Origin of the sequence: Streptomyces gottesmaniae, assembly GCF_031845845.1 — a bacterium.
Classification (GTDB): Bacteria; Actinomycetota; Actinomycetes; order Streptomycetales; family Streptomycetaceae; genus Streptomyces; species Streptomyces akebiae.
Genome location: NZ_JAVRFJ010000013.1, coordinates 1 through 19,324, shown reverse-complemented (window position 1 = coordinate 19,324; position 19,324 = coordinate 1). Strand labels below are relative to the sequence as shown.

Genomic DNA, 19,324 nt, shown 5'->3' with positions numbered 1-19,324 from the left:
ACCGCCGCGGCTCGCGCGGCGGTCTCAGCGGGCGAAGACGCTCGCGAACTTCCGGCCCTCCACCACCGGGTATCCGAAGTCCGTCGCGTTGAAAGAGGTCGCCGAGGTGGTCGTGAGGCCGGAGGCCGAGCCCCGCAGCACCCATCCCGCGCCGTCGTCGTAGCCGTTCGGCACGACGTCCTCGCCGTACGCGCCGATCGCGAGGTCGGCCTTGCCGTTGCCGTTGATGTCGCGCAGGCGCAGGGAGGAGCCGAAGTGGTCGCCGGCCTCCGCGGCCCCCGGCACCCCCGCGGTGGCCTGGTGGAAGGACTGGGCGCCGCTCGTCGTGAGACCGCTCGAACTCCCCTTGAGGAGTACGACGTTGCCGACGGTGCGCTTGCCGTCGACCTCCTCGCCGGGCGCGCCGATCGCGAGGTCCGCACGGCCGTCGCCGGTCACGTCGCCCAGGGCGAGCGCGGAGCCGAAGGCGTCGTAGGCCTCGTCGGTCCCGGGGACCCCGGGACTGCCCTGGTGGTACGTGCGGCCCTTGAGCGGCAGACCGGACGCCGACCCGTAGCGCACCGTGAACGCACCTCCCGCGGCGCCCGCGGAGTCGGCGACGACCAGGTCCTCGTACCCGTCGCCGTTGAGGTCGCCGGTCGCGACCGCCGACGACCACCATGCCGCCGAGCCGGTCGTCCCGTCGTCGCTCAGGACCACGTGCGCCGAGCCGATGTCGCCGGGGCCGCCGCGCAGCACCCCGATGTAGCCGGGGGCGGGGGAGCCGTCGGGCTCGGTCCTGCTCCCGTGCAGGATGTACTCGTAGCCGTTGCCGCCGTCCGTGGAGGAGAAGTGGCCGGCCACGATGCCGTCGAGTCGCACGCCGTCCGGCAGGAAGTCGAATTCGGGGGCGATCGCGCCGTCCTGCGTGGGCCCTCCGTCGCCGTACCACCAGAACGTGTCGGTACCCACGACGGCGAGCTGGGCGGTGCCGTCCCCGTCGAGGTCGGCGAAGGCCGCGCCCTCGCCGAAGCCGGCCGCCTCCGCGGTCGGGGCGGTCAGGGCGATCCCGCCGGAGGTGAACGGCTTCGCGCCGCCCCAGACGATCGTCACCGAGCCGCGCGGCTTGCCGGTGACCTCCTCGCCGGGCGCGCCGACGATCAGGTCGGCGTAGCCGTCGTGGTTCACGTCGCCGCTGGTGACGTTCTCCCCGAATCTGTCCACGCTCTCCGCGGCACCGGGCACGCCGGGGGTGTTCTGGGTGACGTTCACGAACCGGGTCCGGCTGACGCCGGAGGAGGAGCCGAAGAGGACGGTGACCGTACCGCCGCTCGCCTTGGGCGTGCCGATGGCGAGATCGCGGTAGCCGTCGCCGTTGAAGTCGTCCGCCGCACCGGAGGGCGCCGCCCCGGCCGAGGGCGCGCCGAGCCCGGTGACAGCGAGGGCGAGGACGGCGACCGTGGCCACCGGCAGGGTTCGTGCGCGCAACGTGATGCTCCCGTTCTGATCATCCGACGCCCGTACGACCCTCCGCGTGCACAAAGGGTTGTACGCCGGGGAGGACGGGGTGGACGGGACGCACGGCACGACAGCCCTCGCGCACCCTCGCCCTCCTCCCGCCGCGCGCGCATCGTGACGCGATGCGGTCGGCTACTGCTCGCCGAGCCCGACGGCCCGTTGGTCCACCTCGATGTCCGAGCGAGGCACGCCCTCGAACCGGGTGGGCCGGAAGGACCGGAGAAGGCTCTGCTCCTGATCGGTGGTGAGTTCGGCAGCGACCAGGCGCCCCAGAATCGGTGCCAGGGTGACGCCGCTGTGCGAGACGAGGCAGTAGACGCGGGACCGCCCGGAGGCGTAGCCGGCGACGGTGTGGCCGTCCGCGGGCAGTGATCGCAGACCGACACGCAGCTCGATCTCCGGTTCCCGGCGGGGGCCGGGCAGCAGCGCGGAGAACCGCCGGGCGAGGGTGCGCGCGATGTCCCCGTCGGCGGACGGAGGGTCCGCCGGATCGACGTCGGCGTTCAGGTCGAGGGCTTGCAGGACGGTACGGCCGTCGGATGCGGGGCGGAGGTTGAGGCCCGGGCTGTGGATCACGCAGCGCAGGTCGAGGACGGGGGACGCGGCGTACCCGAGCAGGCCGACGGTCTGCGCTCCACGAGCGGTGTCGGTCACCATGGGGATGTCGATCCCGGCCCGTGCGCCCAGCCGGTGACTCCAGCGCCCGGCCGCCAGGACGACGCGATCCCCCGTATGGACCTGGCCTCCGACGAGCGTGACGGTGACTCCGTCCGGCCCGTCGTCGACGGCCTCGACCTCACCGATCAGGTATGCGGCGCCGTGCTGCCGGGCGTCGGTGAGCAGGTTCCGTACGAAGAGGTCCGGCAGCACGTACCCCTCGCTCGGGAAGTGCGCGATGGACGTGATGGTCGCGGGGACGCGCAGTTCGCCCGCCGTCCGCGTGGCCTCGTCGGCCGTGACCCAGTGCACGGGGTAGCCGAGGGACCGCAGCCGTGCCACGTTGTCGGCGAGCCGCTGCTCGTTCGCGGCGTCCGCCCACTGCAGTGCCCCGCTGGGGAAGTAGGACGGCGCACCGGGCAGTCGCTCGGCGAGCCTGGCGTGCTCCACCATGCCCGCGAGGTTCAACCGGTGGTAGGCCGGGTCGGGCTTCCGGCTGGAGTTGGTCCAGGCGAAGGTGGTCGCGCTCGTGCCGGTGCCCGCTCCCCGCTGATCGAGGAGGAGCACGTCCTGACCGGCGACGGCGAGTTCCCTCGCGACGCTCAAGCCCAGTACACCGGCACCGATGATGATGACCTTCATGGTTCGCGCATCCCCTTTCCGGAGGCGACTGGTGCTCACATGGCCGGGACCGGCAGCTCCAGGAAGAACTCGGCGGTTCCCGGACGGACGAGGGTCGTGACGACCTCGACGGTGCTCGCGTCCTCGGCACGCAGTTCCCTGCGCCTCATCAGCGCCGGTGTCCCGGCCTCGCTGTTCAGCAGGGCGGCGTCGTGCTCGTCGAGGACCACCGGGTCGAGGTAGAGCCGGATCGCGTCGATCGGCACGCCCCTGCGCTGCAGGTACGGGAGGGTGACGAGGTCTGCGAGGTTCTCGTTCAGCAGGTCGGGGGCGGCCGCGAACAGTACGACGTGCCGCTCGATCGACTGAGGTTCCTCGCGCACGTTCAACTTGCGGCGGACCAGTTCCACCACGGCCGTGTCCGCGTCGGCACCGGGGAGGGCCAGGACCGCGTCGACGGCCCTGACGATCCGTGCGGACACGACCTCGTGCCGGCCCGGTGCGCCCTTGGCGGCTGTCGCGGGGGTGACGAAGTTGAGCAGATTGATCTGCCGCGTCACGTCGGCGACGAACGTACCGTGGCGCCGCCGCCGGATCGCCAAGCCCGCCTCCGCCAGGTCGTTCAGGACGCGTTGCGCCGTGGCACGACTGACACCGTGTTGGACGGAGAGATCCTTCTCGGTCGGCAACCGCGTGCCGGGAGGCAGTTCCCCGGCCCGGATCCTCGCTTCGATCTCTCGTCTGATCTGTACGTAAAGCGGCGCGGCCACCTGACCAGTCCGTTCTTCGAGTCCGCCGACCGGCGGTACCGTTACCGTTCCCTTGAGCATAAGACCATACAATCCATCAATTGACCGGTCAATTGTGGAAGTTGACGGATCTCGTAACGTGATTCCGCATGACCGATGGCGAGATCGAGATCACCGCGGACCTTGTCCGCGAGCTGTTGCGGGAGCAGCATCCGGACCTGGCGGGGCTGGCCGTCCGTGAGGTGGCGGGTGGTTGGGGCAACCAGATGTGGCGGCTCGGGGACGAGTTGGCCGTGCGCATGCAGCGTATGGACCCCACCCCGGACCTCCAGCTCAAGGAGCGCCGATGGCTGCCCGTCCTGGCCCCGCGCCTGCCGCTCCCTGTGCCGCTCCCGGTGCGCAACGGTGCACCGTCCGCGCGCTTCCCCAAGCACTGGACGGTGATGACATGGGTCCCGGGTGAGCCGCTGGACCGCGGCTCGATCAGCCGCGGCGATCACGCGGCCGACACGCTGGCGGGTTTCCTCAGGGCACTCCACCAGGCGGCACCCGCCGACGCGCCGGCCGGTTCGGACCGCGGCGGTCATCCCAAGGAGTGCACGGACGGCTTCGAGAGGTTCTTCCGAGCCGTCGACCCCGGCGACCTGGCCGCCGACGTCCGGGCCGTCTGGGACGACGCCGTGGCGGCCCCCGGGTGGGAGGGTCCGCGGGTGTGGGTCCACGGCGACCTGCATCCCGCGAACGTCGTCGTCTCGGACGGGACGCTGACCGGAGTGGTCGACTTCGGCGACTTGTTCGCCGGCGACCCCGCATGGGACCTCGCGGCCGCCTGGGTCCTCCTTCCCGCGGGCGCCGCCGCTCGGTTCTTCGACGTGTACGCGCGTGCGGACGAGGCGACGATCCGGCGCGCCCGCGGGCTCGCCGCCATGAAGTGCCTGTTCCTCATGCTCATGGGCCAGAACGGGGACCAGGGCCTTCCTGGCGGCAGACCGGCATGGGGACCCGCGGGCCGGGCGGGGCTCGAACGGGTCACCGCCGACGTGCGCTAGCCCTCCAAGTAGGCGCCGTACGACCCGAGTTGTGGCAGGATCCGAAAGCATGTCACCGTCGATCAGCTGGTCGCCCGAGTCCGGGCGTCGTCTGACGAGCGTCCTGCTCGTCCTCCTCGTGCAGTTCCTCGCGGTCGGTCCCGGCGCGCCGGACGCCGACGCGGCGGCCGGCCCGGGCGCGAGCGCGGTCGCCACGCCGGATCGGGCTCGCTACGACGTGTCCCTGCGCTCCGACGCCGACGGCGGTCACTGGACGGGACGGCAGCGGGTGTCGTTCCGGAACGCCTCACGTCAGCCGCTGCACGAGGTGTACCTGCGCCTGTGGGGCAACGGCGAGGACCAGTGCGGCACACCCGGCTCGCCTCCGCCCGTCACCGTCTCCAACGTCGGCGGGGGCGCGCCGGACCGGCTCACCGTGGGGTGCACGGCCCTGCGCATCGCCCTGCCCGAGCCGATGGGGCACGGAGAGCGGACGACGGTCGCCTTCGACGTCTCCCTCACCGTGCCCGACCGCAACGCGCGCTTCGGCCGCGAGGGCGCCCACCGCTTCCTCGGCAACGCCATCCCGGTGCTCGCCGTGCACGACGCGCAGGGGTGGCACCTCGATCCGTACGTGGCGCTCGGTGAGAGCTTCCACGCGCTCACGAGCGACTTCCGGGTCCGGCTCGACCACCCGTCGGCCCTGAAGGTCCCCGCGACCGGCCGCACCCGGGCCCTCCCCGACGGTCGCGGCCGTACGGTCACGCTGAGCGTCGCACACCGGGTGCGGGACTTCGCGTGGGCGGCGGGCCCGTTCCGCACGGCGACGCAGACCACCCCCGGCGGTGTCCGCGTGAAGTCGTACTGGGCGAGCGACACACCCGCCGCGGGGGTCCGTCTCAACCGTACGGACGCCGTCGCCGCCGTCGACCGCTTCAGCGAGGAGTTCGGCCGGTACCCGTACGGCGAGATCGACCTCGTGATGACCCCCGGGTTCGGCGGCGGCATGGAATACCCGGGCCTGGTCCTGGTCGGCACCACCGAGGAGGGCGGCGCCGTCGTCCACGAGGTGGCGCACCAGTGGTGGTACGGCATCGTCGGCAACGACGAATACACCTCACCGTGGCTGGACGAGAGCTTCGCCCAGTACGCCAACGCCCGCTTCTACGGGTGGGAGACCCGCGACTGCTGGTCGGACGTCCACTGGCCGAGCGACGGTGCCGCGCTGACCAACTCGATGGCCTACTGGTCCGGGCACCGCAACGAGTACCACCTCGTCTACACGGCGGGGCCCTGCGCACTGGCCGACCTGGAACGCACGCTCGGCGCGGACACCATGGCCCGCTTCCTCGAGCGGTACGCCCGGGACCACTGGTACGGCATCTCCACCACGGCCGCCTTCAAGAAGGCCGCACAGGCGGTCACCGACGAGGACCTCGGCCCGTTCTGGGAGACCCACCGCATTCGGTGACGACGAGAAGGGCAAGGGACGTGCTGGTGAAGGCAGTCACCGCTCCGGAGTACGGAGACACGTGCGCCGCCTGAGCCGTCCGAGAACCACCGGCACCGGGAAATCGCCCGCACGCGATCACCGGCCGTCGGTAGCGTGATCGTCGTGATGGTGGGCACCGAAGAAACCCGGCTGGTCGTCCTGCGCGGCAACAGCGCCTCGGGGAAGTCGTCCGTCGCGGCGGGCCTGCGGGAACGGTTCGGCCGCGGCCTTGCCCTGGTCGGCCAGGACAACCTCCGCCGCACCGTGCTTCGCGAACACGACCGGCCCGGCGCGGCGAACATCGGCCTGATCGACCTGACGGCCCGCTACGCCCTCGACGCGGGATTCCATGTCGTCGTCGAAGGCATCCTGTACGCCGACCGGTACGGCGACATGCTCGCCCGACTTCGCGCCGACCATCGCGGCCCGACTCACGCCTACTACCTGGACGTGCCGTTCGAGGAGACCCTCGTCCGGCACGCCACGAAGCCGATCGCCGACGTCGTCGACGCGACCTGGTTGCGGGACTGGTACCGTCCCCACGACCTGCTGCCCGGCGGAGTCGAGACCGTCATCGGCGCCGACAGCGCCCTGGGGGAGACCGTGGACCGCATCATGACCGACACGGGCCTGGCCCACCTGCCCGCGACGGACCGCTGATCGCGGCTCGTTCGCGACAGCCGCCGTGTCGCCCCCTGCTCGGTCCACTTGGCCGCGGCCGCCCCGAAGCCGTCGAGGCCGTCCGCGGCGTCGGTGTCGTACTGGTGGTAGGTCTCGGTGGAGATGTAGTCGGTGAGCACCGAGTAGTCGGCGCCGACTTGCCGGGGCCCGACTGGGGACTCGGCGGCGGTGTGGGTCAGCGCGCCGCTGCGCGGACGGCGTCGGCGAGGGGCGTGGCGGGGCGGCCGGTGAGGCGCGGCACGGCATCACTGACGCCGTCGAGTTCACCGGAGGCGATGGCCGTGTAGGTGGACACCCAGGCGTCCAGCTGCCAGGCCGGAGCGCCGTAGGAGGCGCGGGAGGCGTAGGCCTCCTCGACCGTCTCCCGCCGGAAGGTGACGGCGCGTTCGAGCTGCTCGGACAGGATGGTGGCCGCGTCGTCCAGCGTGAGCGACTCGGGCCCCGTCAGGTCGTACGTCATGCCCGCGTGGTCCTCCGGCCGGGACAGCACCGCGGCGGCCACGTCGGCGATGTCGTCCAGGGCGACGAACGCGGCGCGCCCGCTGCCGGCCGGACCGCGGATGGCGCCGTCCTCGCCGACCAGGTCGGGGACGACCTCCGCGTACAGGTTGTCCCGGAGGAAGGTGTACGCCAGTCCGCTCGCGCGGATGTGCTGTTCGGTGTGGAAGTGGTCGCGCGCCAGGGTGAAGGTGGCGTCAGGGGCCGCACCGTAGAAGGAGACGTAGACCAGGTGCCGCACACCAGCCTTCGCGGCGGCATCCACGAACGCCTTGTGCTGGGCCAGCCGGTCGGCGCTCTCGGCGGCGGAGACCATGAAGAGGGTGTGGGTTCCCGCGAGGGCCTCCCGCACCGCGTCCTGGTCGGCGTACGCGCCGCGCACGGTGACCGCCGCGGTCAGCCGAGGGGCGCGCTCCGGGCTGCGGACCAGGAGTTTCTGCGGGATGCCTCGCTCGGCGAGTCGCCGCGCGACGCGCCCGCCGAGCCGCCCCGTGGAGCCGGTGACGACGGTCGTGGGAGCGGATGGGCCTGCTGTTTCGAACATGGTGCTTCTCTTCCTTCGAATGACGACGGTGGGCTTTCCGCCGCTCGTCGGTGGACGGGCCGGTCGAGGAGAACGTCAGCCATACGGAGGGGAGCGGGCGGAGTTCGTCCGCCGAGGTCCGTGGGGGGCGCCGGCACGACAGGCGCGAGTAGTGAATCCGGCACCGATTCCCAGCACGAGCAAGATGCCGTCCATGGGCGCGTCGTCGAGCCACCGTCCCTCCTACCCACGTCACTTGCCGCCCCTTTCCCTTTCCGTCAAGGGGACGTTCCTTTCGCACAGTGGCACGACCAACGTACGAGGAACGCTGGGAGCCGGCCGGATGAACTCCGACCGATGATGGCCCGCGGGCGACCTCCGGCACGTGGTCGACTGCGACGACTACGTCCTGCGCCCGGGCTCCTGGCTGTGGGTACGCCCGGGGCAGGTGCAGCAGTGGGGCGACCTCGCCCATGCCGAGGGCACCCTGATCCTCTTCCGGCAGGACGTACTGGACCCGGCCACGGCGACAGCCGCCAGGATCGACGATCCGCACGCACCGGTCGTCACCTACATGCGCTTCCGGGACGCGGTCGAAGGGCACTTCACCTCCACCCGACGCGTAGAGGACTACGCCCACATGCTCGGTTACTCGGGCCGCACCCTCTCCCGGGCGACAGATCTCGGACCACCTCGGCTTCGTCACGCACTCCCGGTTCAGCAAGTTCTTCCTGCACCGCGCAGGCCGTACCCCGATCGACTTCCGCAACGGGGTCCGGGGGCGCGACGAGGGCCCCGAGCCGTCGCCGGCCCTCGGCCGGGGCTTCGACCATGGGTGAAAGGCCCACGTCACAGGTGTTACGGGAGTCACGGGTGTCGCGGATGTCACGGATGTGAGTCACCCTCACCGCCCCCGGCCCCTTGGGTTCGCCAGGTGAGAGCCGGTCTGCCGGTCAGCCGGCAGGGCGCAGACTCCTGTCAGTGCGGCTGCCGCGATCACGGGCGGGGAGGGCGTCCGTGATCGCGGCAGTGTCGTCCGGCTCGTACGATCCGCGCGGGGGAGCCTCTGCTCTGCTGCTCGCCTCTGCGGGGAACCACGCTGGTCAGGCTGGGGTGAGCCTGTCCTTGACGTCGGTGGTGGTCTCCGGCGCCGCGTCGACGGCGCGGTGCTTGGTCTCGCCCAGAGCGATGACACAGACCAGGCTGAGCAGTCCGAGCGCGGCGATCATGAGGCCGACGGCGTAGCCGCCGTAGCCGCCGACGAGTTGGGCCGCCAGCAGCGGGGCGACGGCTCCGCCGAGGACGCCCCCGAGGTTGTAGCCCATCCCGGCGCCGGTGTAGCGGTAGCGGGTGTGGAACATCTCGGGCAGGTAGGCGCCGACCGGGCCGTAGGCGATCCCGAAGATCGCCAGGGTGCCGAGGAGGGCGACGGCGAAGCCGGTCACCGACCCGGTGTCCATGATCGGGAAGAGGACCAGCGCCCAGGGAATCGACAGCGCGCAGCAGGTGACGATCACTCTTCGGCGTCCGAACCGGTCGGACACGATCCCCGACACCGCCGTGGTCACGCCGAACACGACCGCGGCGACGATGTTGAGGATCAGCACGGTGCGACGCTCGAGTCCGGCCCCGGCGGTGCTGGTGGCGTAGCTGGTGAGGAAGGCGGTGCCCAGGTAGAACAGCGCGAACACGATCGTCAGCACGCCGCCGGCGAGCAGGACCTCGCGGGGCTGGGCGCGGAAGACGTCGAGGATCGGGGGCTTGGCCCGCTTCGCCGCGTCGTTCCGCCGCTCACGCTCGTTGCGGAAGGCCGGGGTCTCCTCGATGGCCGTGCGCACCCACAGGCCCAGGCCGACGAGGACGGCGCTGAGGAGGAACGGGATCCGCCAGCCCCAGTCGAGGAAGGCCGGGTTGGTCTCGCCGAGCGCGATGTTCACGGCGAGGAACGTGCCGCTGGCCAGGGCGAACGCGATGGCCGCGCCGAGTTGGGGAAAGACGCCGTACAGCCCGCGCTTGGCCGGTGGGGCGTACTCCGCGGCGAGCAGGGTCGCGCCGGCCCACTCACCGCCGACGGCGAGGCCTTGCAGGAAGCGCAGGACCACCAGGGCGATGGGCGCGGCGACGCCGATGGTGGAGGCGCCCGGGAGCAGGCCGATCACGACCGTGGAGATCCCCATCAGCATGAGGGTGGCGATGAGGGTGTTCTTGCGGCCCAGGCGGTCGCCGTAGTGCCCGAACACGATCGCCCCGAGCGGGCGGGCGACGAAGGCGACCGCGAAGGTCGCGAACGACGCGACGGTCGCCGCGGCGCTGCCCAGCGCGGGGAAGAACACCTGCGGGAAGACCAGGGCGGCGGCCGTGCCGTAGATGAAGAAGTCGTAGAACTCGATGGTGGTGCCGACACAACTGGCGGTGGCGACACGGCGCATGGACGTCGAGCGGTTCGTTGGGTGCTCCATCTGACTCTCCGTTGACTCAGCAGAACAGGGCGGGGACAGGGGGAAGGGGAAGGGGACTTCGGAACCACGGCGGGGGGTGAGGGAGTGGGCAGAGGACGGGAACGCGGGGTTCTCTCTCCTTCCGTCAGCGGGGCGCCATCCGGATGGCGCCGTCGAGGCGGATGACCTCACCGTTCAGCATCGGGTTCTCGGCGATGTGGCGGACCAGGGCGGCGAACTCGGACGGATCGCCGAGGCGGGCCGGGTGGGGCACCTGACGGCCGAGCGAGTCACGGGCGTCCTGAGGGAGCCCCGCCATCAGGGGGGTGTCGAAGAGGCCCGGTGCGACGGCCATCACCTGGATGCGGTGCCGGGCCAGTTCGCGGGCGGCGGGGAGCGTCAGCCCGGCGACGCCGGCCTTCGAGGCGGCGTACGCGGCCTGGCCGATCTGCCCGTCGTACGCGGCGACCGAAGCCGTGGCGACGAGCACCCCGCGTTCGCCGTCGACGCTCTCGGTCTCGGAGATGCGGTGGGCGGCGAGTCGGAACACGTTGAAGGTGCCGGTCAGGTTGATGTGGACCACACGGGCGAAGTCGTCCAGGCGAGCGGTCCTTCCCGCGACAGCATGCGCCCGGGAGTGGCGACCCCCGCGCAGTTCACGGCCGTACGCAGCGGAGCGGGCTCGCCGGCGGCGTCCACGGCCGCCCGGACGTCGTCGGGATCGGTCACGTCGCATGCAATGAAGCGCACCGTGGGCCCGATGGCGGCGAGTTCCGTCGCGACAGCCTCGCCGGGGGAGGAGGGCAGGTCGGCGATCACCACATGAGCCCCGGCGCGCAGCAGTTCGGTGGCGGTCGCGCGGCCGAGGCCGCTGGCGCCGCCGGTGACGAGGGCGGCGGTTCCGGTGAGGTTCACGACCGGTTCCCTTCCAGGGAGTCAGGGAAATCAGGGGAGGCGAGGGAGAGGACGTGGGCGACGGGCCCGCGGCGGCCACGGGCGAGTTCCCGGCTGATGACCATGCGCTGGATCTGGTTGGTGCCCTCGAAGATCTGCATCACCTTCGCCTCCCGCATGTACCGCTCCACGGGGAAGTCCCTGGTGTAGCCCGCGCCGCCGAAGACCTGGACGGCGTCCGTGGTCACCCGCATCGCGGCCTCGGTGGCGACCAGTTTGGCGATACTGGCCTGGCGGCCGTACGGCAGACCGGCGTCCTTGCGCCGGGCCGCCGACAGCAGCGTCGCGCGGGCGGACTCCACGGCCGCCTCCATGTCGGCGAGCAGGAACGCCAGCCCCTGGTGGTCGATGATCGGCCGGCCGAACGCCTCCCTCTCCTTCGCATAGGCCACGGCGTCGTCCAACGCCCCCTGGGCCAGCCCGACGGCGACGGCCGCGATGCCCAGCCGACCCGCGTCGAGGCCGGCGAGCGCGAGGGACAGGCCTTGGCCCTCCGCGCCGATCCTGCGCCCGGCGCAGACGCGTACACCGTCGAAGCGCATGGTCGCGGTGGCCTGCGCCGTCAGACCCATCTTGCGTTCCGGGGGGTCGGCCGACAGGTTCGGTGCGTCGGCCGGGACCAGGAAGCAGGAGATGCCCTGGCTGCGGTGCTCGCCGGTGCGCGCCATGACGGTGTAGAAATCGGCGTGCCCGCCGTGGGTGGTCCACGCCTTCTCACCGCGCAGTACGTAGTCGCCGCTGTCGTCCCCGTCGTTCTCCTCCCGGTCGGCGCGGGTGCGCATCGCGGCCGGGTCGGAGCCCGCGTGGGACTCCGACAGGCAGTACGCGCCCAGCAGTTCGCCGCCGAGCATCTCCGGCAGCCACTGCCCCCGCTGCTCGTCGGTGCCGTGGTTCGCCAGCGCGAAACAGGACAGCGCGTGCACGCTCACGCCGATACCGACGCTCGCCCAGCGCGCCGAGATCTCCTCGAGGACCTGCACGTAGACCTCGTAGGACAGTCCGGCGCCGCCCCACTCCTCGGGGAAGGGCAGCCCGAGCAGCCCGGCGCGGCCCAGTGTGCGGAAGACGTCGCGCGGGAACCGCTCGGCGGCCTCGTCCTCCGCGGCGCGCGGAGCCAGTGCTCCGTCGGCTATGGCACGTGTCAGCTCCAACAGCTCCGCGGCCTCCTCGGTCGGCAGCAGTCGGGACACGGGTGTGCGGGACATCGGGGCGAACCTCCACTGAGCGGATGGAACGGGAGACGGGCCGTTGAGCGGATGGAACGGGAGACGGGCCGTTGAGCGGATGGAACAAGAGAGGGGCCGTCGACGACGGTTCAGGCCTGCCGGATCTCCAGAGCGCGCTGCTCGCGCAGCAGGAATCGCTGGATCTTGCCGCTGGGTGTCTTGGGCAGCCGGTCGGTGAAGTGCACGGTCCGGGGATAGGCGTGCGCGGCGAACCTGCGCTTGACCAGGTGCTGCAGTTCCTCGGCGAGGGCCGCGTCGCCCGCCGCCGGATCACGCAGCACGATGTACGCCTCCAGCACCTCGCCGCGCAGGGCGTCCGGCACCCCCACGACGGCCGCCTCGACGACGCTCTCGTGCTGCACCAGCACGCTCTCCACGTCGAACGGACCGATGCGGTAGCCCGCCATGATGATCACGTCGTCGTCGCGGGCGGAGAAGAAGAAGTCGCCGTCGGCGTTCCGGGCGCCCGCGTCGCCGGTGAGGTACCAGCGGCCGTCGGCGCTGAAGCGCTCGGCGGTCTTCTCCGGCGCGTCCACGTACCCGGAGAACCACAGCAGCGGACTGCCGGTGACGTCGATCGCGACACGGCCGAGAGTGCCCGGCGGCGCCGGCTCGTCCCGGTCGTCGTGCAGCACCTCGGCCGACCAGCCGGGCAGCGGCCTGCCCATCGAGCCGGGCGGAACCGACGTCCGTACGGCGTCGGCCCAGCCGCCCACGATCACCATGCCGTGCTCGGTCTGCCCGTAGTGGTCGCGCACCGCCACGCCGAGGGCCTGCTCGGACCAGGAGACGACTTCCGGTGTGAGCGGTTCACCGGCCGACGAGGCCCGCCGCAGCCGCACGCCCTCCGGAACGGGGTCGGACGCGGCCTTGAGGCTGCGGTACACGGTGGGAGCGGCCGCGAAGTTCGTGACGCCGAAGGTGCGGAGCACCTGCCAGGTGAGCGCCGGGCTGAAGCCCGCGTGCAGCAACAGGCTGCGGGTGCCCGTGGCCAGCGGGCCGAGGACGGCGTAGTACAGGCCGTACGCCCAGCCGGGGTCGGCGGCGTTCCAGAACACGTCGTCGGGGCGTACGTCGAGGCCGAACTCCAGGTACGCCTGGAAAGAGGCCAGTGCCTTGACCGGCACGGGGACTCCCTTCGGCGTGCCCGTCGTGCCCGAGGTGAACAGCTGGACCAGCGGCCCGTCCCCGCCCACGGCGACGGCCCGGCCCTGCGGCTCGTCCGCGGTGTAGCCGGCCAGCAGCCCCGTGAAGGAGAGGGCGCCCTCGTCCGCCGTGTCACCGGCGACCACGGTCAGCCAGGCCGGCTCGGCAGGCATGTCGTCACCGGGTGCGAGCTTGGCGCGCTGATCCGCGTCGACCACGACGACCTTCGCCCGGCCGGCGTCGAGCCGGAGACGAATCGCGGGTGGGGCGAACGCGGTGAACAGCGGCAGGTGCACCGCGCCCCGCCGCCAGATGCCCAGCAACGCCACGACCAGGTCGGCTGACTTGCCCATCAGCGTGGCGACGGCGTCCCCCGGCTCGACACCCAGATCGGCCAGCGCGGCGGCGAAGCGGGCCGACTCGCGGCGCAGCCGTCCGTAGGTGAGGTCTTCGGCGGACAGGTCCGCGTCCACGACCGTGAAGGCCACCGCCTCCTCGGGGTGGCGGTCGCACAGCAATTCCGCGGCGCAGGCGTCCGGAGAATCGAAGAGCGCGAGCAGTTCCCGCACCCGCCGCTCCGACGCGGCCGGGGCGGGGGAGTGCTCCCGCACCTCAGCGGAATGACCGTGGGTAGTCACGACAGCCCACTCCCTTTCTCATGGACGGGACCTTTTACAGAGGCGTAACCGCGCCTTATGCTGCGCGCTGCTGACACATGCTGCGCGTCACGCACGGCGCCGACTACCCCCGGAAAGGGGCAGTGGCAATGCACTCCAGTACGGACACCTCCCTGCGGCCCGACGACGGGGACGCCTTCCGGCAGGCCCTCCGATCGCTCCACCAGCGCTCGCGCATCCCGGTCGTCTTCGGCGGTCAGGTGCGCGAACACGTGCTGAACCTGTCGCAGTTCATCGGTGCCCGGACGGCCGCGCTGCGCGGCCTCGACGTGCGCACCGAGACCGGCCTGGGTGGTCGTGTCCTGGCCAGTGCGCGGCCCGCCGCCGTGGCCGACTACGGGGCGGACCGGTCGATCACGCACGACTACGACGGCCCGGTGCACGCGGAAGGCATCCGTTCCGTCGTCGCCGTTCCCGTCGTCGTGGCCGGAGCGGTACGCGGCGTGCTGTACGGCGCCAGCCGGGGCGCCACACCCCTGGGGGACAGGGCGACGGACGTGGTCGTGGACGCCTCGCGGCGGCTGGCCGGCGAGGTCGCCGTACGGGACGAGGTCGATCGGCGCCTGCGGCTCCTGCGGGTCGCGCAGAGCGAGCCCGCCGGGGACCGGTTCATGGTCGAGGAGGTCCGCGAACTCCACGCGGAGCTGCGGATGATCGCTCAGAACGTCGAGGACGACGCCCTGCGCGCCCGGCTGGGCGCCGCGTCCCGCCGCCTGGCCGCCCTCGGCGCGGCACCGGAGCCCGAGCCGGTCACGCCGCTGTCGCCCAGGGAGATCGACGTGCTCGCTCAGATCGCCCTGGGCTGCACCAACGCCGAAGCAGGCCGCCGCCTCGGTCTCCGGCCCGAGACCGTCAAGGCGTATCTGCGCAGCGCGATGCGCAAACTCGACGCCCGCACACGCCTCGCCGCGGTCGTCACCGCCCGACGGCGGGGTCTGCTGCCGTAGGGGCGGTCGGCCGCGCGCCGAAGACGCGACCGCGGTGACCACGGTCGCGGCGGGGGACCGCGTCCGCGGCGGGGACCGCGTCGCCCGGTGCCAAGCGTTCGGCCCGTGAGGGCCACGGCTCCGACGTGCGGCCGCCGTTACTCGACGACCAGAGCCAGGGGTGCCCGGAACGACAACAGGCCGAGCATCGGCGGTTCCCCGGCCCCGACCGCCGGTCGGATGCGCGGCAGGCCGCGGGCCGCCGCCCGCAGGGCGACCGCGGCCTCCGTGCGTGCCAGCGAAGCGCCCGGGCAGCGGTGCCGGCCGACGCCGAAGGCCAGATGGTGACGGATGTTCTCCCGGCGCGGACACATGCGTTCCGGGGACGGGAAGACCTCCGGATCGGATCCGCTGCCCAGGAGCATCACCAGCACCTGTGCGCCCGCCGGCAGGCGTACCCCGCTCACTTCGGTGGCCCGCGCCGTCACCCGGCGCCAGGTGGTCACGGGCGGCTCGCGCCGCAGGACCTCTTCCACCCAGGCCTCGGCCAGACCCGCTTCCTGGGCCACGCGCGGCCACATTCCGGACTCGGCCAGCGCCCGGCGCAGCACGGTGGTGATGAGCTGCCCGGTCGTGGACTGGCCGGCGATGAAGACGAAGAAGCACACGCCGACCGCGGTCGCGACGTCCAACGGCCCGCCGTCGGGCAGCCGGTGCCGGGCGAGCGCCCCGATGAACGAGTCGGGAGCGGCCGTGCCGCCGCGCACGGTGTCGGTGAGCCACTGGTGGAACTCCACGACGAGCTCCGCCAGCTCCAGCTGCCGTTCGAGCGGGGGCCTGCCCCAGAACAGCTCCAGCGAGGCGTCGCTCCAGCGGATGAGGGTGGCCGGCTCCACTCCCCGTATACCGAGGAGCTCCATCAGCACCTCGCAGGGGAGGAGCTGCGCGAACGAGGTGAACAGATCGCAGTCGCCGGTCGAGTCGAGCTGCGACCGCACCTCGTCGAGCAGTCCGTCGGCGATGCGCTCGATCACGGGTACGGCGTCCGCGACACGGTTCGCGTGGAAGAACCGGGTGACCAGTCGGCGCAGTCCGGGATGGGTCGGGGTGCCGTTGTTGGCGAGCGCGGGCGGAAGGGCGAAACCGCCACGGGCGAGCACCCGCAACACGGCCACGGGCAGCGGGCTGACGCTGTGCTGGGCGTTGTCGGGAAGGAAGACGTCCGGGTCCAGCAGTACGTGGCGCACGTCCTGGTGGCGGCTGACCAGCCAGAGCCCCGTGGCCGGGTCGTGGTGCACGGGAGCCTCGGACCGCAGCAGGTCCAGCCAGGGGTGGGGGTCGCGGACAAAGGGGTCGCCGAACAGGTCGAGCAGACCGAGCGGATCACGGGTGCCCGGAATTCCGTGCCCCGGGCCGTGCCCCGCCGCGCCGCCGCCGGGTGCCCATGCGTCAAGAGCTGGGGAGATCACCGCCGGAAGCTAACACGCACCGGAGGCGGTACCCGAGCGTATGTGCGCGGCATCACTCGGTCACCCTCCTGACCCCGCCGACCCCTCCCGACCTCGTCGGAGCCGCTGGATCCCGCCGGATCCGCACGCTCCCGCTCGCCCGTTCCGGCGGCCCCACACTCAGCGCCCGACCTCGCCCTCGACGAGGCGCCGCAGCTCGGGGAGCAGGGCGTCGATGTGCTGACCGGTCCGGAACGCGACGACGGTGGTACCGCTCCCGTCCTCCGTCGAGGCGCCAGGTGCCGGGAACAGCGCGAGCACCTCGCGCATGGCTTCGTCGATCTCCCTGACCGGATCGGGGGACTCACCTCGCAGCCATCGGCGGAGCACGTGGTTGTGGGCCGCGACGACGGACGCCGCCATGAGTTCGGCCCTCAGCGACGCCGACTCGGTCGGGTCTCCCATCCACTCCGCGATGAACTCGCGGAACAGTCGCTGGTAGCGCGCCACACTGGCGATCTCCCGGTCGCGCAGGGCGGTCACCTTGCTGGTCAGCGCGTACCGCCGCCGAGCGAGATCGCCTTCGTCGATGTAGTGCAGCAGCACCAGGCGGACGGCGTCGGACACGGCGACCAGCGCGGTGCTGTGACTGGAGGTCGCCAGCCGGTCCCTGATCAGCTCCAGCAGCCGGTCGTGGTCGGGGAAGATGACCCCTTCCTTGGACCGGTAGTGCCGGAAGAACGTGGTACGTCCCACACCGGCCCGTTCGGCGATGTCGTCCACGGTGGTCTGCTCGTAGCCGCACTCGTCGAAGAGGGCGAACGCGGCGTCCGCGAGTCGCATCCGCGCAGATGGCTTGCTCATGACCGCCCATCCTCTCCCGTCTCGGTGGCCGGATGTCTCTTGCCCTCTGTCATGGTACTGAGTACCGTTCGAGAGGAATCGAGTACCAAGGAGGTTCCGGCGTGAGTTCCGTTGCGGAGAGCGAGTCCGGCCTGCCGATCCAGCCGGTGTACGACGACCGGGCGCTGGCGGATTTCGACGCGGAGGCCAAGCTGGGCGCTCCGGGCCGGTACCCGTTCACCCGAGGCGTCTATCCGTCGATGTACACCGGTCGGCCGTGGACGATGCGGCAGTACGCCGGGTTCGGCACGGCGAAGGAGTCCAACGAGCGCTACCACGAACTGGTCGGCGCCGGCACCGGTGGCCTGAGTGTGGCGTTCGACCTGCCGACGCAGATGGGGTACGACTCCGACGAGGCCATCGCCCGGGGTGAGGTCGGCAAGGTCGGCGTCGCCATCGACTCCATCGCGGACATGCGGACACTGTTCCACGGGCTCCCGCTGGACAAGGTGTCGACGTCGATGACGATCAACGCCCCGGGCGTCGACACTGCTCCTGCTGTACCAACTGGTCGCGGCCGAACAGGGCGTCACCGGCGACCAGTTGACCGGCACGATCCAGAACGACGTGCTCAAGGAGTACATCGCCCGCGGTACGTACATCTTCCCGCCCAAGCAGTCCCTGCGGTTGATCAGCGACATCTTCGCGTACTGCCACCACGAACTGCCACGCTGGAACACCATCTCCATCTCCGGCTACCACATGGCCGAGGCCGGAGCCACGCCCGCGCAGGAGATCGCGTTCACCCTGGCCAACGCCAAGGAGTACGTGCGTACCGCGATCGCCGCGGGCCTGGACGTCGACGACTTCGCGCCCCGCCTGTCCTTCTTCTTCGTCGCCCGGACCACGTTGCTGGAGGAGATCGCGAAGTTCCGCGCCGCCCGCCGTATCTGGGCCCGCGTCATGCGGGACGAGTTCGGCGCCAAGAACCCCAAGTCCCAGATGCTGCGCTTCCACACCCAGACCGCCGGCGTGCAGTTGACCGCACAGCAGCCCGAGGTCAACCTCGTCCGCGTCGCCCTCCAGGGCCTGGGCGCGGTCCTCGGCGGCACGCAGTCCCTGCACACCAACTCCTACGACGAGGCCATCGCGCTGCCCACCCAGAAGGCGGCGAGGCTCGCCCTGCGCACCCAGCAGGTCATCGCCTACGAGACGGACGTGACCAGGACCGTGGACCCGTTCGCCGGCTCGTACGTCATGGAGTCGATGACCGACGAGCTGGAGGCGGCGGCGCTGGAACTGATCCAGGCCGTGGAGGACCGGGGCGGCGCGGTCGCCGCGATCGAGGAAGGTTTCCAGAAGTCCGAGATCGAGAAGTCCGCGTACCGGATCGCGCTGGAGATCGACAACCAGGAACGGACCGTGGTCGGGGTCAACAAGTACGTCCTCGACGAGGAGGAACCGTATGAACCCCTGCGTGTCGACCCCCAGATCGAGACCGACCAGTGCGAACGCCTCGCCGCTCTGCGCCGAGAACGCGACGGCTCCGCGGTCGAACGCGCCCTCGACGCCCTGCGGTCCGCCGCGCAGGGCACCGACAACGTCATGCCCCTGATGCGCGAGGCCCTGGCGCTGCGGGCCACGGTCGGCGAGGTCTCCCACGCCCTGCGTGACGTCTGGGGCGTGTACGTACCCCGTGACACCTTCTGACTCATGAAAGCCCGCGACGACATCAGCAAGAAGGGATCCATCCGGTGAGCGCCGAGCCCACAGGTCCGTCCGAGACCGACATCCACACGACCGCGGGGAAGCTCGCGGATCTGCAGCGCCGTATCCATGAGGCGACGCACGCCGGCTCCGAGCGCGCGGTGGAGAAGCAGCACGCCAAGGGCAAGCTGACGGCCCGTGAGCGGATCGAAC

Annotated in this window: 15 protein-coding genes and 3 pseudogenes; 7 read left to right on the top strand and 11 right to left on the bottom strand. The window is 71.6% G+C overall.

The features are described 5' to 3' along the window. Positions 1–24 precede the first annotated feature (24 nt). From RM704_RS16445 to RM704_RS16435, 3 genes are all read right to left on the bottom strand, one after another. Positions 25–1,467 carry an FG-GAP and VCBS repeat-containing protein gene (locus tag RM704_RS16445; protein WP_052146008.1) on the bottom strand — a complete coding sequence of 481 codons (1,443 nt, stop codon included), beginning with the start codon at positions 1,465–1,467 and terminating at the stop codon, positions 25–27. A gap of 162 nt (positions 1,468–1,629) precedes the next feature. Further along, the gene (locus RM704_RS16440; RefSeq protein ID WP_033527196.1) at positions 1,630–2,796 is read right to left on the bottom strand and encodes an NAD(P)/FAD-dependent oxidoreductase; all 1,167 of its coding nucleotides are present in this window, start codon (positions 2,794–2,796) and stop codon (positions 1,630–1,632) included. 35 nt (positions 2,797–2,831) lie between these two features. After that, the gene (locus tag RM704_RS16435) at positions 2,832–3,545 is read right to left on the bottom strand and encodes a GntR family transcriptional regulator (protein WP_033527197.1); all 714 of its coding nucleotides are present in this window, start codon (positions 3,543–3,545) and stop codon (positions 2,832–2,834) included. A 128-nt stretch (positions 3,546–3,673) separates the two neighbouring features. Between RM704_RS16435 and RM704_RS16430 the strand changes: the two genes are divergently transcribed. The 3 genes from RM704_RS16430 (at position 3,674) to RM704_RS16420 (ending at position 6,704) form a co-directional block, all read left to right on the top strand. Continuing rightward, complete coding sequence (locus RM704_RS16430) at positions 3,674–4,573, top strand: aminoglycoside phosphotransferase family protein (RefSeq protein WP_033527198.1); 900 nt, start codon at positions 3,674–3,676, stop codon at positions 4,571–4,573. 49 nt (positions 4,574–4,622) lie between these two features. Beyond that, on the top strand, positions 4,623–6,023 hold the full coding sequence (locus tag RM704_RS16425; protein WP_033527199.1) for a M1 family metallopeptidase: 1,401 nt from the start codon (positions 4,623–4,625) through the stop codon (positions 6,021–6,023). 147 nt (positions 6,024–6,170) lie between these two features. Beyond that, positions 6,171–6,704: an AAA family ATPase gene (locus RM704_RS16420; RefSeq protein WP_033527214.1), complete on the top strand. Its 534-nt coding sequence runs from the start codon at positions 6,171–6,173 to the stop codon at positions 6,702–6,704. A 196-nt stretch (positions 6,705–6,900) separates the two neighbouring features. Here the strand turns inward: RM704_RS16420 and RM704_RS16415 are convergent, their stop codons facing one another. Further along, the gene (locus RM704_RS16415) at positions 6,901–7,767 is read right to left on the bottom strand and encodes an SDR family oxidoreductase (protein ID WP_033527200.1); all 867 of its coding nucleotides are present in this window, start codon (positions 7,765–7,767) and stop codon (positions 6,901–6,903) included. A 349-nt stretch (positions 7,768–8,116) separates the two neighbouring features. Between RM704_RS16415 and RM704_RS16410 the strand changes: the two are divergent. Further along, positions 8,117–8,585: pseudogene (locus RM704_RS16410) on the top strand (helix-turn-helix domain-containing protein); the annotation flags it as partial. A 264-nt stretch (positions 8,586–8,849) separates the two neighbouring features. Here RM704_RS16410 and RM704_RS16405 read toward each other — a convergent pair. From RM704_RS16405 to RM704_RS16390, 5 genes are all read right to left on the bottom strand, one after another. Continuing rightward, complete coding sequence (locus tag RM704_RS16405) at positions 8,850–10,205, bottom strand: MFS transporter (protein ID WP_052146009.1); 1,356 nt, start codon at positions 10,203–10,205, stop codon at positions 8,850–8,852. A gap of 124 nt (positions 10,206–10,329) precedes the next feature. Continuing rightward, a complete protein-coding gene (locus RM704_RS45570; protein ID WP_438828923.1) occupies positions 10,330–10,767 on the bottom strand; it encodes an SDR family NAD(P)-dependent oxidoreductase in 438 nt (145 codons plus the stop codon). Further along, the gene (locus RM704_RS45565) at positions 10,749–11,099 is read right to left on the bottom strand and encodes an SDR family NAD(P)-dependent oxidoreductase (RefSeq protein ID WP_438828922.1); all 351 of its coding nucleotides are present in this window, start codon (positions 11,097–11,099) and stop codon (positions 10,749–10,751) included. The genes RM704_RS45570 and RM704_RS45565 overlap by 19 nt, the downstream gene beginning before the upstream one ends. Further along, positions 11,096–12,343, bottom strand: coding sequence for an acyl-CoA dehydrogenase family protein (locus RM704_RS16395; protein WP_052146010.1), 1,248 nt, complete (start codon positions 12,341–12,343; stop codon positions 11,096–11,098). Before RM704_RS16395 ends, RM704_RS45565 begins: the two co-directional genes overlap by 4 nt. Positions 12,344–12,453: 110 nt before the next feature. After that, positions 12,454–14,148, bottom strand: a complete 1,695-nt coding sequence (locus RM704_RS16390; protein WP_202808131.1) for an AMP-binding protein — start codon at positions 14,146–14,148, stop codon at positions 12,454–12,456. A gap of 128 nt (positions 14,149–14,276) precedes the next feature. Here RM704_RS16390 and RM704_RS16385 point away from each other — a divergent pair, with 128 nt between their 5' ends. Continuing rightward, the gene (locus RM704_RS16385; RefSeq protein WP_311590723.1) at positions 14,277–15,134 is read left to right on the top strand and encodes a helix-turn-helix transcriptional regulator; all 858 of its coding nucleotides are present in this window, start codon (positions 14,277–14,279) and stop codon (positions 15,132–15,134) included. 137 nt (positions 15,135–15,271) lie between these two features. Here RM704_RS16385 and RM704_RS16380 read toward each other — a convergent pair whose 3' ends face one another. Together RM704_RS16380 and RM704_RS16375 are read right to left on the bottom strand one after the other, a co-directional pair. Further along, positions 15,272–16,582 carry a cytochrome P450 gene (locus tag RM704_RS16380; RefSeq protein WP_033527202.1) on the bottom strand — a complete coding sequence of 437 codons (1,311 nt, stop codon included), beginning with the start codon at positions 16,580–16,582 and terminating at the stop codon, positions 15,272–15,274. 159 nt (positions 16,583–16,741) lie between these two features. Continuing rightward, positions 16,742–17,425 (bottom strand): TetR/AcrR family transcriptional regulator, encoded by a 684-nt coding sequence (locus tag RM704_RS16375; protein WP_033527203.1) that lies wholly within the window; start codon positions 17,423–17,425, stop codon positions 16,742–16,744. A 101-nt stretch (positions 17,426–17,526) separates the two neighbouring features. Here RM704_RS16375 and RM704_RS16370 point away from each other — a divergent pair. Further along, positions 17,527–19,114, top strand: a pseudogene (locus tag RM704_RS16370) (acyl-CoA mutase large subunit family protein). Between the two features lie 44 nt (positions 19,115–19,158). After that, positions 19,159–19,324 (top strand): annotated as a pseudogene (locus RM704_RS16365) (methylmalonyl-CoA carboxyltransferase); the annotation flags it as partial.

Excerpts from the sequence above, each read along its gene's own strand:
- RM704_RS16430 (WP_033527198.1), top strand. The coding sequence starts at position 3,674 with ATGACCGATGGCGAGATCGAGATCACCGCGGACCTTGTCCGCGAGCTG.
- RM704_RS16425 (WP_033527199.1), top strand. The coding sequence starts at position 4,623 with ATGTCACCGTCGATCAGCTGGTCGCCCGAGTCCGGGCGTCGTCTGACG.
- RM704_RS16440 (WP_033527196.1), bottom strand. The coding sequence starts at position 2,796 with ATGAAGGTCATCATCATCGGTGCCGGTGTACTGGGCTTGAGCGTCGCG.
- RM704_RS16415 (WP_033527200.1), bottom strand. The coding sequence starts at position 7,767 with ATGTTCGAAACAGCAGGCCCATCCGCTCCCACGACCGTCGTCACCGGC.
- RM704_RS16420 (WP_033527214.1), top strand. The coding sequence starts at position 6,171 with ATGGTGGGCACCGAAGAAACCCGGCTGGTCGTCCTGCGCGGCAACAGC.
- RM704_RS16395 (WP_052146010.1), bottom strand. The coding sequence starts at position 12,343 with ATGTCCCGCACACCCGTGTCCCGACTGCTGCCGACCGAGGAGGCCGCG.
- RM704_RS16375 (WP_033527203.1), bottom strand. The coding sequence starts at position 17,425 with ATGAGCAAGCCATCTGCGCGGATGCGACTCGCGGACGCCGCGTTCGCC.
- RM704_RS16405 (WP_052146009.1), bottom strand. The coding sequence starts at position 10,205 with ATGGAGCACCCAACGAACCGCTCGACGTCCATGCGCCGTGTCGCCACC.
- RM704_RS16385 (WP_311590723.1), top strand. The coding sequence starts at position 14,277 with ATGCACTCCAGTACGGACACCTCCCTGCGGCCCGACGACGGGGACGCC.